We start from the raw sequence: 14,764 nt of genomic DNA on the forward strand, positions 1-14,764 counted from the left end.
TGAACTCTTAACGACCGCAACGTCCACAACCTCCGCAGCGACCACAGCCGCCGCAACCGCCGCAACGAAAACCGCAACCACCGCAACCTCCGCAACGACCGAACCCACAGCCCCCAATAAAGCAACCTAAGCAACCAAAGCAACCAAAACCAAAACCAATGAGTCGAGAATCATCCGTAGAATATGGTTGCTGGAACTGGTTTTGATCCCAAAGAATTGGCTGGCTTACCTGAAAATCGTCAACATTCAACATTTGCAATTGATTTTGAAACTCATACATTTATATAACCTCCATATATTCATTAATAAGGTAATGCTTAGTACTTAATAACAGGAACGAAAATCGGACCGAAATTGTCTGGGAATCCACGTCGTGTACTCCCTCCAACAAAATATGTAAGGGGAATGGGGATTGTTACTGATTCAAAAGCCTATTTTTATTGAATCTTTATAAAACGGTTCAAGAGGAAACAGGGATAATCACATTATTAATATGTGGCTTAGTACAAATGAAAACTTAGAGACAAAGCTAAAAAAACTGGGACTAAGTTAGCAAGCCTAGAGTAGGGACTTAGCTTATCAACTCGAAAATCGCTCTGGTGCAAGTTAGAAACATAGAATCTCAATATCCTTTTCATCTATGAATTACGATGCTACTCCAAACAATTAATGTATGAAATCAATCTCGCTTCGGACCAAAATAAAGCCCTTGCACTAACTTATGCAAGGACTTTAATTAATCATTTTGAATTTTCTTTTGGTAAATCTAATGTTGGAGTACGATCAAAGAAATTCCACGGTTTTAACATGGCGTGTACCCATTCTGTTGGCATCATTGGCCATTCTTCAGCTCGTGCTATATGAGTTGCACCTGTAGTCATCCATACCACATTATCTGTATTTTCAATGGAACCGTTGTAGGGAGTCTTCTGGCGGGAAATGATAAAATTGTTAAACCTTAAACACAATCAAAAAAAAACCAGAAGGTTCCCCAACACCCTTCTGGTTTTCATGCATATGTAATTCTTTAATTATTTGTCTTACAAGTATTCCAATTAGTTCTGTAGTTGTTCATAACGCTTCCAGTTTACCGATTTTTCTAACACTATCGATATTAATACTCCCATTATGAGCCCATTTGTTAAAAAGGGCTGTAAAAGCATGGGAACGTTCGCAAATGCGTTGGGCAAGATGTTCATCAAACTCACTCCAATCAATACAGGTACTGCAAGCCTAAATATCGTGTCTGAAGTAAAATGCTGACCCTTGACGCTATTGAAAGCCGTTCCAAACAGTTGAAGGTAAGCAACAAACAATACAGCGTTCCCGACGGTTATTGGCATGGTGGCCAGGAAAGAGATAAAAGGAGGAATGAGTCCAATTATGGTCAACAACATGCCTCCAATTAGAAAAGGCCTCCGCTCATAGATTTGAGTACTTTGCAAAAATCCGATGGATGAGGTAAAAGGCGTATACGGAACAAGGCCCAGTACCGGAGCGAAAATGGTAAAACCGCCAGTCATAAATAAAGAATTTCTATATTGCTTGTGGCTAGCATCATCTCCCATTAGCTCGGATGCGGCTTGAATGGAAGCGAATGTGTTACACAAATTCAGTAATCCTGCAAAAAAAGAAATCGCTATTATACCGAATTCCAGGTTTGGAACACCTAAAGGGAAAAATGAAAAAGAGACACTTGTTGACCCTATTTCAGAACCAGTATTTGGAAATAGTAACGAGTGAAAAATCCAACCCACGATAATTCCGATCAAAATAGAGAAATTGCTAATATTTCTGGATCCTTTTAACTTTAATATACTTACTAAAATGACAATTCCTAATGATAGGAAACTGACCGGGATGTTAATTTCCCCTTCCTCTGTAATTCCCAGCATCCCTTTAAAAAAGACGAAAATGAGCTGAAATGTCAGAAGGAATAAGTAAACGGTCATGACCATGGGGGTGAAAATCTTCTGGACATAAGAAATCAGGTTAAAGGCAGAAATAATTAGGGTCACGACACCAGCTGCAAGTAGTCCTGTAGCTATTCCGCCTCCTATTTCGGCATAACCGAGCCCTAGTGATGGTGCAGATAATCCCAAATTCAACATCACTCCCCACAATAGCCCAGAGTGCCCTTCCATAATTGGATACTTATGTCCCTTCCAACCCTGTATAACACAAGCAACCCCTGTGAAAATAAGCGAGCTTCTCATGGTCATTTCCGTAACATCAGAGGGTAGATGAAAGGCAGCTCCGATTGAAATGGGCACTACTACGGTATTTGCAAAAATAAAAAACAGCCATTGAAAAGAAGAAAATAGAGTCACAGTTGATCTCAAGCTTTGCATTGTTTCCATCTCCTTTGAACTTTGAACACGATACTTTCTAAGCTTCTTGCGAATATCTGGCTTCCTCCATAACTCTTTTCCCCTTAAAGGCAGTTGAAAGGACAACACCAATGATTATTAATAGCGCACCGAATAGTTGTGATGGTGTGACGCTATTTTTCAGCACAACCAACCCGACCAACATGGCAACAAAGGGCTCTAAGTTAAGAAACATAGATGCTTTAGATGCTCCTACAATCTGAATTTGATTATTCCATATTAAAGTGCAAATTCCATGCATAATGATTGCGGTTACTATTAAAAGGACCCAAGGCCACGGCTCCCTGCTCATTTGTTGGGGCGACTCGGATAATAGAGCAATGGGCAACAGACCGCCAAATCCAATTAAGTTTGAATAAAGAGTTATAGTAATGGAATGGTTTCTCTTAGTAAGCTTCCTAATCATGATAATGGATATGGAAAAAGAAAGCATCGTAAGAAATATCCAAATTAGGCCAATTGAAAGATGGAGTGTTCCACCACTTGCAATAACTAAGAAAACACCTGCCAATGCAACGATTGATCCTAATAAAAATCTCTTTGTTAATCTTTCCCTCAGAAAAACTGCAGCCAAAAGGGCTGTAGTAATAGGGGCCAGGGCAAGTATTAATGCCGAAGTTGTCGGATGAGCTGTTTCTAGAGCGGCATAAAAGGACCATTGATTGATAAACGTTCCAATGAATCCTAGCAGAATCATTGTTAACCAGTCCTTTTTTTGAATCGAATTCCATTTCTTCTTCTTTAAAGCGTATAAGGCAATAAAGATAATGATAAATAATAACCTTGTTGCTGAAAGCAGCATAGGAGGGAAGTCCTTGACTAGTATAGCCCCAAAAACAAAATTACTTCCCCAGCATATTACACAAATAAGCAATAGTAAATAAGACCGGATCATGTTAAGCAGCCTGCTTTCTTTGTCTTTCATTAACCAAAACGAAAAAGGAAATCCGGACGTGTCCAGAGATCCTTTTTTTGGGTTAGCATTACACGTTAATTGATTGATTTTGTAGATATAGTGAACCGGAAACTATATTTCCCTTGTAAAATACCGCTTTACGCTCAGAGCGCCTTGCAACTGCTTCAGCAGAACAGCTGGCATCAATTAACACCAAGCTAGCAGCATCCCCTACTTTTGGCCATACCTGGTTACCATCTTTATCTAACGGGGTTTTGCCGCCAGTTATATACCTGAGTGTTTGGGACAGAGAGACTTCCTCAACCCACTTGAAACGTTCTGCTAGCCGTCCAGCTCTTTCTAGAATATCACCATTTCCTAGAGGTGACCATAAATCAAAGATATTATCGTTCCCTACTGATACCTCAACCCCTCTTTCATGTAACAAATCAACCGGAGGCATTTGTCTGTTAATAGGTACACTGGTAACGATGGAAATCCCTGCATCCCTTAAAATATCAGCAAGCTCATAGGCTTCTTCTTTCGAAACGTCTCCTATACCGAATGCATGGCTTATAGCTACTCTGCCTTCCCAGCCCGCTTCCTTAGTAAGAGCCGCTAGCCGTTTCATAGTAAACGTTCCCAGGTGACCAGGGTCATGTAAATGCAGATCAACATCAGCATTTGCTTCCACTGCTAAATCTATTAATTGTACTAATGAGGCTTCAATATTGTTATCGACTGTGGCTGGGTCGACTGCCCCTACTATTCCTGCTCCATTTCGCAATGCCTCTCTGACAAGCTTTGTAGAACCTGATCGCAACAATCCGTGCTGCGCAAATGCGACTATTTCTGAACTGAGTCTATTAGAATAGGTTTCTAGTGCCTGTTGCACTTGCTCTAGGTTTTGCAATCTTACTTCTGGGTAAATATCAACATGAGTCCGTACATGAGTAGAGCCAGAAGCTAAAAGTATTTCCAGTAAAGATTCAGCACGTTTACGTGTGCTGGCTGCAATAGTAGGAAGCACTTTTTTTTCATTTTCAAAGCGTTCAGTGACACTTGAAGAAGGGGTACATGCTCTCCATACATCCCCCATCAGGGTCTTATCAAGATGTACATGCTTTTCAATAAAGGAAGGAAGCACTAGCAATCCCTTTGCATCTTCCACAGGCACATCATTAGAAATGGGCTCCCCATCTTTGACAATCTTCGTGATCCTTCCATCCTCTATTAACAGATGAAATAGCCCAGTTATTGTGCCTGTAACTCTTTCATTCTCTTTTTGGTAACCACATTCTAAACGTGCATTCTTTAACCAAAAGATTGTATTCATGCCATTCATCCCTTCTTGTAATAGACATTCAATTTGCCTTCAAAGCAGATTCACAGTTGAGTCCACCGTAAACCAAATTTCCATTGACGATAACCGCAGCACGCCTTGATCTTCTAGCAACTGCCTCGGCAGAGCATGATGCATCTACTAACACCATACTTGCATCATCTCCAACATTCGGCCATAAACGATTTCCTTCATCGTCTAGTGTCTTAACCCCGCCCGTAATGAATTGGAGGGATTGAGTCAATGCATACTCATCCTTCCAGTTGTACCTCTCAGCTAATCTACCTGCCTTTTCAAGCATATCTCCTGTACCGAATGGAGACCAGGAGTCATAAAAACCATCACATCCAAGTGCTACGTGTACACCCTTTTCATGAAGTAAATCAATGGGGGGAATTACCCGGTTTATCGGAACAGTAGACATGATGGCTATTCCTAAGTTTGATAAAATACTAGCCAGATCATTTGATTCTTCAATTGGGACATCCCCAATTGCAAATGCATGACTAACAGCCACTCTGTTTTTCCACCCTGCTTCTTCGATTAAAGAAGCCAGTTTCTTGATTGTATAAAATCCAAGATGACCTGGATCATGTATATGGATATCAATATCTGCATCAAACTCAACAGCTAAATTCACCATTTCATATAGTGAAGCCTCTATATTATTATCAACTCCACCAGGATCTAAGCCTCCCACTAAGGACGCTCCTTCTTTCATCGCCTGTCTCATTAATGCAGTTGAATTTGTTCTTAGCAGTCCATGTTGGGGAAAAGCCACTATCTCGTGTGTCATTTTCCCTTTAAAACTCTCTAGTGCTTTCTGAATTTCTTCTAAATTCTTCAAACCAATGTATGGGTCAATATTAACATGAGTTCTGACATGTGTGGCGCCACCTTTTAACAGAAGATGAAGCATCTGCTCAGCTCGGTGTTGTCCTGTTTCGGCGAGTTCAGCGAGCTCCACCGCTTCTAAGTTTAAGCGCTCCATTAAATTCGGAACCGGAGTGCATGATTTCCATGGCAGTCCTAAATAGGTCTTGTCAAGATGGTTATGCATTTCTTTAAAAGCAGGAAGAGCAAGTAAATTTCTTGCGTCTTGAACAGGTAAATGAGTTTGCAAAGGAACATTAGCCAATTGAATTTCCTTAATGATCCCGTCATTTATAAAGATATTGTATAGGGCAGTCTTTGTTCCATCAATTCTTTCATTCTCAAATACATATCCGCTATCAAGTGTAACGTTAGTAAGCCAGTACGCTTTATACATTAAATCACTCTCTTTAATAGAAGATTAGACACCTGTCGTCTCAAAAGATGAAATAGATCCACTTACAACATTACCTCTAAAGATGACAGCGGCACGTTTTGACCTTCTAGCCACCGCTTCTGCTGAACAGCTGGCTTCAACCAGAACTATATTCGCTTCATCCCCAATATTAGGCCATGTCTTGACTCCTTCTTGGTTTAATGGAGTCTTTCCTCCTGTAATGAATTGTAGGCTACTAGCTAAAGATCTTTCGTCAATCATGCGAAATCTCTCTGCAAGGCGACCGACCTTTTCAAGATTGTCCCCGATACCAAAAGGTGTCCAATGATCAGTAATGCTATCATTACCCAATTCAACTTTTACGCCTTTTTCATGTAACAGAGGGATTGGGATCGTTCTGAAAATAGGCACTGTAGATGTAATGGATATTCCTAATTCCGAAAACCTTTCGGCTATACTCGTTGCCTCTGAAACTGAAAGATCGGCCAAACCGCTGGCGTGGCTCACAGTTACTCTTCCTTGCCATCCTGCGTCTTCCGTTATGGAAGCAAGGCGTTGCATAGTAAAGAGTCCAAGCTGATCTGGATCATGTAAATGGACATCAATATCGGAATTCGATTCAACAGCAATATCCATGATTGTTTCAAGAGACCGTTCTATATTTTCATCAATGGAGGCAGGGTCCACTCCACCTACAAGATTCGCCCCATTCTTCATGGCCTCCCTAATTAGCCCTACGGAGTTGCTGCGTAATAGTCCATGCTGTGGAAATGCGACTATTTCATGAGTTAATTTATCTTTATATCCTTCTAGCGCTTGTAATGTAGCCTCTAAATTTTTCAAGCCTATAACGGGGTCTACATTACAATGGGTGCGTATATGAGTAGATCCGAAGTCCAATAATAAATCCAACATTTTTTCTGCTCTTTCTTTGGCAGTAGGTAATAATTTAGGAAGTAATAAATGTTCTTCTTCTATCCGGGTTTTCACACCATTAATTGCTGGCATACAAGCCTTCCAAGGACCACCATAGTAAGTTTTATCAATATGAATATGCATTTCTTTAAACGAAGGGACCATCAGAAGGCCACGAACATCATATTGTGGGTTTTGATCTGTTATAGATTCCTTTGCTAAAATAATAGAAGAAATTTTTCCGCTTTCAATCCTAACGTGGTAATTTCCGGTTGCGGTACCAGTAATCGTTTCATTTTCATTATAAGTAAATCCATTTTCCAAACGTACATTCGTTAACCAATACGATTGTGACATTAAACTCACCCTTCCACTCCAGATTGAACATGCATCTATTTCATTATAATTCTAAAGGACATTTTATAAATTCAGGATTTTTACTCATTTTTATGTTATTTTTACTTTTTCATCTCCAACGAAAAAGCTCATCCTGGACTGGATGAACTTTTTCTTCATATATTATTATCACTTTAATGTTATGTCATTAATCTCTAGATAGCCTGAAGGACTGATTGAAAACCCTTTTACTTCTTTCGAGACTGCGGCAACATTTTCAATGACCCTTACAGGAATATATGGGGTATCACTCAGCTCAATCTCTTGTGCCTCTGCGTATAGATCTTTGCGTTTTTCCTCCTCTTTTTCTTTGCGGGCAGCATCTATTAAATTATCAACCTTTGGATTGCTGTAAAAGAAGGTATTTCCAGCCGCGCCCTGTGAATCCGTATGAAAAAGATTATATTGATTATAATCAGCATCTCCCGTTGCATTTCTCCAACTGATTATAAACATTTCCGATTGCCCTTTATTTACTTGTTCAACGAACGAACCGTACTCCATGACCTGAACCTTCAAATGAATCCCGATACCTTTTAACTGGGATTGAAGTACTTCTGCCAAATTAACTCTTTCTTTACTATCCATTGTTAGAATAGTTGCATCAAGACCTTTAGAATAACCAGCATCAGCCATCAATTTCTTGGCTTCTTTAAGATTGTAATCATAGGTTTTTAGATCAGCGTCGTACCCGAATACCTTAGATCCCATTAAGGAATTTGCCTTTACACCCACATTATTAAAGACACCCTTAATAATGGAATCCATTTCAATGGCATGGGCTATAGCTTTACGGACACGGACATCATTAAACGGTTCTTTATTGACATTAAATCCTATATATTCGGTACCATACCCTTCATTGCGGTAAACATCCATAGCCGCTGAGGATTCTACCTGGTCCATGACAGCTACAGGAAGAGGTTCTGCAATATGCGCTTCTCCCGTTTCTATCATGGATATTCTTGTAGAGTCTTCTGGGACAACCTTGAAGATAACTTTGTCCACCTTTGGCTTATCTCCCCAATAATTTTTGTTTTTCATCAATGTAATTTCTTGGCCTGGTGACCATGAATCAAAAACAAAAGGACCGGTTCCATTCGGTTCTTGGATAATTTTTTTTCCGTACTTTTCAATAGTTTTTGGACTTATAATCCCTCCTTCATGATTCGCTAAGATAGAAAGCAGTGGGGAAAAAGGTTCCTTTAGAATGAATTGCACGGTATATTCATCAACTGGTTTCACTTCTTTTACCATATCGAATACTACGGCTCTAGGAGAAGCAACATTCGGATCTAATAGTCTGTCAAACGTCTTTTTTACAGCATCCGCATTAAATGGTGTGTCATCATGAAACTTAACATCATGTCTAAGCTTAAATTCCCAGGTTGTGTCATTTATCTGGTTCCATTTTTCTGCTAGCATAGGCTGTATCTCACTATTTTTATCTCGTTGCACAAGCCCTTCATAGATTTTATGGTGAGTAACACTAGCGGCATTAATCGTGGACATAAATTGCTGATCCAAATTCTCAGCATCTGATAAACGAGCAATAACTAAGGTTCCCCCTTCCTTTGATGCTTTGTTCGGATCACTTGCTTTTGTGCTTACGTCATGATTAGAAGAACAGCCAGTAATTACGATAGCCACAATTATGACTAGAAAAAAATTCCTTATACCTCGTTTTAACCCCATGGACTTCGACCTCCTGCTTTTATTTTATTTCCGTGACCATTTATCTAATTATAGGAAATATTCAGAAAATTTATTTTGAAAATCTTTACTATATTTTTCATTTTCTTTACTTGTTTTTAATAAAATAATGTTCATACTTCTGTATGAGCTATCGATTCTACAACCTTAAACGACGGCTGAAACAATTCCTTCTCTGAAAGCTGCTGATAATCCCTTTCCATATATCCTCTTCTCATCTTGTTAAAATATTTTTGTCCCTTGTCTTTGATTACTTCCATATCAAGATTAGGAATATTTTGATTTTCCATGACTATCCTGCCATTAATGATAGATAATTTAACGTCTCTTCCAGATCCACTAACGAACATGGTTCGAATGGGATCATCTATTACACCCATATGAAAACTGTCTAAGTCAATCGCAATAATATCTGCTTTTGCACCTACAGCAATACGGCCGAGGTCGTTCCTCCCAAGGAAAGCAGCTGCACCAAGAGTGGCTGACCGAAAGAGATCGGCATACGTAGAGCCTTCAACCTCTTTTTCCACCAACCGTGAGAGCATGCTCCCTGTCCTAACATTCTGAAACATATCTGGAGGGAAGGTATCCGTTCCAAGCGCTATATTTATTCCTGACCTTTTATATTTTGCAAAGGATTCTAAAGCTGAACCATGCCTCCCGATAATTAGAGGGCAATGAATCACTGTTGTATTTGTTTCTTTTAGAAGCGCTAAGTCATCACCCTTGCCGTATCTCGCTTCACTATATCCTGACACAAAATGGGCATGCGGTATCCCTGTTCTTGGACCCAGAAAACCAAGATCGTACAAATACCTAATAGGTGTTACACCATGTTCTTCCAATATGGTGTTGAACTCAAAACTTCCTTGTGCAGCATGAAGCTTTATGGGAACCCCTAATTTTTCACTGTAATATTTTGTCTGAAGCAAATTATCTTCAGTTTGAGACTCGATACGTTCTGGGGCAAGCATCCCTCTAACCAATCCTTCAAAGGCTCCATCAAATCTTTCTACAAACTCTACAGCTCTCTGTAATCCAGCTTCCCCCGCTTTTTCATCCCAGTGCAGTTTGATATTTCCATCAGGCTGGACGACTCTAATCCCGGATTGATAACTGGGTCCTAGGTAAATTCTTAACCCTAAGCTAGCCGCATGTTTCGCTGCAGATGCTAATTCTTCATAGGTTTCAGCCCAGCCTTTATAAAAAACAGAAGTTATAGGCATGGCTGTTGTTACCCCATGAAGAATGAGCTGTGAATAAGCATATAAAGATTTAAAGGACTCTTCTTCCTCGGTCATTAATTCATGATGTCCCCTTTCTATATATTGCTCTGACCAGAGAAGGTTTTTCTGTCTATTAGAACCAGCTTCTAAATGTAAAATATCATGGTCAATGTCCCCTAATGCATTTAAATCTATAAAACCAGGACTAATGATAGCATTACCAGCGTCTATCACCTCATCTACTTCTTCAGTATAATTTTTTCCAACATACACAATCGTGTCTTTTTCATAAACAATCTCCGCATTTTCCAAAATGACATGGTCGCACCCATCATAACCAATTACGTATCTTCCTTTAAGTTTGATTTTCATCTTATTCTCCTTTCCACATAGCAGCAGTGTTTTCTCGTTCGTCATATCTCTTTTCATCTACATATGCACGGGCATGTCCCCAGAAATATTTCGTCGGCTGCATATATTTTTCGAGTCCAGCACGCTTTATCGTTGAAAACGCCTCTTCATTTGCCTCATTTAGTACTGTACTTTCATGAACTGTTCGTACATTTCGCCCTTCCATAATTAATTTGCCGTCGACAATGACATGCTCCACATCATTCGCCACTGCTTGAAATACAAGTCTATGGACATGCATGAATTCTGGAGTCAGATGCGGCTGATGCAGATTGACTGTGATGACATCCGCTTTTTTCCCAATCTCTAGGGAGCCTATTTCATCATCCCAGCCAATGCATTTCGCTGCATCTATCGTAATCATTTCTAATAGCTTGCCAGGGGGTAAATAATAATAGTCTCTAAGTGCTGCTTGGTGAACAAACTGTGTTTTCCTCATTGCCTGAAACATATCAAAACTTGTAGAAGGGGAAGTCCCATCTGTAGAGATTGCTACAGTTGCACCCATTTCTAATAATTCAGTTATGGGGGTACGTGCATGAACCTGCCCAAATCCAGGAGATGCACTAACATTAGTACCTGTTTCTGCAAGTATCCTTGCCTCATCAAAGGAAATACCGCGACAATGCTGTAAATGGACATCGGGACCCAACAAGGCATTTTTCTTATCCTGTATCGCTAAATGAATCATCCCACCAAAGGCATCAGAGTGTATCCTTGTGTCATATTTCCTGGCAATTTCTCTAATTTTTTTCGCTTGATAAAGATCATGACTATTTAACCCATAAAGCCTGTCAGGAGATGTGGGATTGGAGGGATCAACGGACGTAACAATGACAAATGGTGTAATAAACGCTCTCGTGCGGTCTTCATTTGCATGATTCAGCGCTTCAATTACAGCTTCTGCCCCCATTAATACTTCTTCATAGGAAACTTCCTTTACAATTCTTTTTCCGTCAATCCATCGGCTGAATGAATGAGGCCATGGAGGGTTGCAAGGACCCGTGCAGACAACCTCTCTAACACCTACTTCAGCGTACGCTTTCGCATGATTTATTGCGAAAATTGGATCATCGGATCGTGGCATGGAGCCTAAAACACTTACACCTGTTGTCACGCCAGCCTTTAATCTCTCTAGAGAGGAGAGTTTTCCTTCGTAGTACCAAAAGTCATCTGTTACAAAATGTTTATACGTGTTTGTCATAATAGGCATCCAAAAATCAATATTCTCCATAGCAATTGTTTTAAACATAGAATGTCCCCCATGACCATGAACATCTATTAATCCAGGCAATATACATTGATGGCTACAATCAATAACTTTTTTTGCCTCATACTTCGATTTCAGTTTTTCTGTTAAATCAACGTCTAAAATTCTTCCTTGGTTTATGGCGATGGCACCATCTTGAAGAATTCGTCTATTTTGATCCATGGTTATCACAGTCCCATGAATGAGAAGCAAATCAATCATATTTTCCCTCCTAATTGAGAAGACAGCATAACGGCCGTATGCTGTCTGCCCTTTTTGATAAATTCTCTACTGCACAGTTATGTCATCAAGCATTAAATAATTTGCTGGATTCAGCCAAAGTCCTTTAACAGTTTCTCCATAAACGGCAAGATGTTCATAGTTACGGATTGGAACATATGGCACTTCTTCTCTTTCAATTTCTTGTGCTTTCGAATATAGTTCCTTACGTTTATCTCCATCTGATTCTTTACGTGCTGTTTCAATCAATTTATCCACTTCAGGATTACTGTAGAATGAACTATTTCCAGCAGCACCTTGGGATTTACTATCAAAAAGATTGAATTGATTATAATCTCCATCTCCCGTAGCATTGCCCCAACCACCTATTGAAACCTGATGTTCACCTTTAGCAGTCGCGTCAATATAAGCCCCATATTCAAGAACTTGAATTTTGACCTTAATTCCAATTCCTTTTAACTGGGATTGGATTACCTCTGCCATATTTATTCTTTCCTTACGATCACTCGTTGTTAATGTAATCTCCAAGCCATCCTTAACTCCGGCTTCCTTCAATAGCTTTTTCGATTCATTTATATCATAGTCGTATCCTTTTATATCTGGATCATAACCGAAAACCTTCGGGCTCATTGTGGAATTTGCCTTCGTACCAACATCGTTATAAACGCCTTTAATAATAGAGTCAACCTCGATCGCATGCGCGACTGCTTTACGAACACGTACATCATCAAATGGCTTATTCTTAACATTAAAGCTTAGGTATTCAACAGCAAGTCCATCTGTGCGATATAAATCCATCGTGTCTGATGCTTCAATTCTATCAATCTCAGTCACGGGTACTTGATCAGTCACATGTGCTTCACCTGTTTCAACCATCGCAATTCTCGTAGCATCTTCAGGGACAACCTTGAATACTACCCCATCAATCTTAGGTTTATCTCCCCAGTAGTTCTTATTTTTTGATAGTGTAATCTCTTCTCCCGACTTCCAAGATTTAAAAACAAATGGTCCTGTTCCAACAGGATTTTGGCCTAGTTTGTCACTATTTTCTGTAATGGCTTTTGGACTTAAAATGCTACCTTCATTACTTACTAATATGGATAATAGTGGAGCATAAGGGTATTTCAGTTTAAATTGTACAGTCGTTTCATCAACTACTTTGATTTCTTTGATCATTTCCAATTTACCCGCCTGTGGAGAAGATGTTTTTGGATCTAATAATCTGTCAAAATTAGTTTTTACCGCTTCAGCATTGAATGGTGCTCCATCATGGAATTTCACTCCCTCACGCAGTTTAAACTCCCACGTTACATCATCGAGCTGTTTCCATTCTTTTGCGAGCAGAGGTTGTGGTTCCATGTTTTTGTCGGGAACAACCAATGTTTCATAAACCTTTTCATATACAACATTTGCTGAAGGAATGTCTGTAATGAAATGAGGGTCTAGGGTAGTCGCGTCAGATAGCCGGGCGACGACTAGTGTTCCCCCTTCTTTCGCTTCTCTTTCTGGTTCCTTGCTGCTTGTTTGATCTGATGTACATCCAGATAAAACCGATGAGATACCTAATAACGATGCAAATAGTAATCCAACCATGCCTTTTCTCATTATTTTTCCTCCCTTTCATAATTCCCTTTGTTTTCCAAGCAACTTTTTTCTATTAGTACATTGGGCATAATCAAATTATAAAAAAAAACAAAATTTTATATTTTCAGAATCTTTACTCATTTTTTTATTATCTTTACTGCTTTTCCGCATCATATTTACTTCAATACCTATTTTGAATAAATTTAATGAAAGAAAAGGAGGAGTTGCCATGAAGCCAGAGGTCGTTATAAATAATACCGAATTAAATCTAAACAACAAAAAATCTTCAAAACTAAAACACTGGAAAGCCTTTTATAAAAAGTTTAAGAGAAATAAATTGGCATTGATAGGCGGGTACATCGTACTTTTTTATATTTTATTAGCCATTTTTGCACCTTTAATTTCACCACAGGATCCCTATGAAATTGATTTAGTCAACAAACTCCAGCCCCCCACAACAGATCATTGGATGGGAACAGATGATAAGGGAAGAGATATTTTAAGCAGATTATTATATGGAACCCGTCTTTCATTATCTGTTGGATTTGTCTCTGTGTTCTTCGGGGCGTTTATTGGCATACTCTTAGGATTAACAGCAGGCTATTATGGAAAATGGATTGATACCGTCATTATGAGGATTGTTGATGTTCTACTTGCTTTCCCAGGAATATTGCTTGCCCTTGCAATTATAAGTGCTCTAGGGCCAAGTTTAATTAACGTAATGGTAGCAGTTGGTGTCTTTTCAATTCCTATGTTTGCACGTATTGTACGGGGTTCCACACTTTCAGTTAGGAAGCTTGAATATATTGATGCCATTCGTGCATTAGGTGCCACTGACTTCACGATTATTTTCAAACACATTTTCCCTAATATTCTTTCACCTGTCATCGTTCAAGCTACATTACGTCTAGCTACAGCCATTCTATCAGCAGCCGGCTTGTCATTCCTAGGGCTAGGAGCTCAGCCTCCTTCTCCAGAATGGGGAGCCATGTTAAGCAGCGGACGAGATTATTTGTTCAGTGCCCCTCACATCGCTTTGTTTCCAGGAATCGCCATATCAACACTTGTACTCGGATTCAACGTATTCGGTGATGGACTAAGAGATGCCCTAGACCCAAGAATGAAAAAATAAG

12 protein-coding genes are annotated in these 14,764 nt (G+C 39.5%); 1 reads left to right on the top strand and 11 read right to left on the bottom strand.

Annotated elements, in window-relative coordinates:
* Positions 1-7: 7 nt before the first annotated feature.
* The 11 genes from NST21_RS23480 to NST21_RS23530 all read right to left on the bottom strand — a co-directional run bounded on the left by NST21_RS23480 (position 8) and on the right by NST21_RS23530 (position 13,652).
* Complete coding sequence (locus NST21_RS23480) at positions 8-280, bottom strand: heterocycloanthracin/sonorensin family bacteriocin (RefSeq protein ID WP_340891591.1); 273 nt, start codon at positions 278-280, stop codon at positions 8-10.
* A gap of 460 nt (positions 281-740) precedes the next feature.
* Positions 741-968 carry a copper amine oxidase gene (locus tag NST21_RS23485; protein WP_340891592.1) on the bottom strand — a complete coding sequence of 76 codons (228 nt, stop codon included), beginning with the start codon at positions 966-968 and terminating at the stop codon, positions 741-743.
* A gap of 87 nt (positions 969-1,055) precedes the next feature.
* Entirely contained in the window at positions 1,056-2,351 is a 1,296-nt protein-coding gene (locus tag NST21_RS23490) for a uracil/xanthine transporter (RefSeq protein ID WP_340891593.1), read from the bottom strand.
* Positions 2,352-2,388: 37 nt separating this feature from the next.
* On the bottom strand, positions 2,389-3,285 hold the full coding sequence (locus NST21_RS23495; protein ID WP_340891594.1) for a DMT family transporter: 897 nt from the start codon (positions 3,283-3,285) through the stop codon (positions 2,389-2,391).
* An 88-nt stretch (positions 3,286-3,373) separates the two neighbouring features.
* Complete coding sequence (locus NST21_RS23500; RefSeq protein ID WP_340891596.1) at positions 3,374-4,621, bottom strand: amidohydrolase; 1,248 nt, start codon at positions 4,619-4,621, stop codon at positions 3,374-3,376.
* A gap of 28 nt (positions 4,622-4,649) precedes the next feature.
* Entirely contained in the window at positions 4,650-5,897 is a 1,248-nt protein-coding gene (locus tag NST21_RS23505; RefSeq protein ID WP_340891597.1) for an amidohydrolase family protein, read from the bottom strand.
* A 24-nt stretch (positions 5,898-5,921) separates the two neighbouring features.
* A complete protein-coding gene (locus tag NST21_RS23510) occupies positions 5,922-7,169 on the bottom strand; it encodes an amidohydrolase family protein (RefSeq protein ID WP_340891599.1) in 1,248 nt (415 codons plus the stop codon).
* A gap of 168 nt (positions 7,170-7,337) precedes the next feature.
* The gene (locus NST21_RS23515; protein ID WP_340891600.1) at positions 7,338-8,903 is read right to left on the bottom strand and encodes a glutathione ABC transporter substrate-binding protein; all 1,566 of its coding nucleotides are present in this window, start codon (positions 8,901-8,903) and stop codon (positions 7,338-7,340) included.
* A gap of 131 nt (positions 8,904-9,034) precedes the next feature.
* A complete protein-coding gene (locus NST21_RS23520) occupies positions 9,035-10,519 on the bottom strand; it encodes an amidohydrolase family protein (RefSeq protein ID WP_340891601.1) in 1,485 nt (494 codons plus the stop codon).
* A gap of 1 nt (position 10,520) precedes the next feature.
* Positions 10,521-12,029, bottom strand: a complete 1,509-nt coding sequence (locus NST21_RS23525) for an amidohydrolase family protein (RefSeq protein WP_340891602.1) — start codon at positions 12,027-12,029, stop codon at positions 10,521-10,523.
* 66 nt (positions 12,030-12,095) lie between these two features.
* Complete coding sequence (locus tag NST21_RS23530) at positions 12,096-13,652, bottom strand: glutathione ABC transporter substrate-binding protein (RefSeq protein WP_340891603.1); 1,557 nt, start codon at positions 13,650-13,652, stop codon at positions 12,096-12,098.
* A 208-nt stretch (positions 13,653-13,860) separates the two neighbouring features.
* On the opposite strand from NST21_RS23530, the gene nikC reads away from it, so the two are divergent.
* A complete protein-coding gene (nikC, locus tag NST21_RS23535; RefSeq protein ID WP_340891604.1) occupies positions 13,861-14,763 on the top strand; it encodes a nickel transporter permease in 903 nt (300 codons plus the stop codon).
* The last annotated feature ends 1 nt before the right edge of the window (position 14,764 follow it).

Source organism: Peribacillus sp. FSL K6-1552 (genome assembly GCF_038005205.1).
Taxonomy (GTDB): Bacteria; Bacillota; Bacilli; order Bacillales; family DSM-1321; genus Peribacillus; species Peribacillus butanolivorans.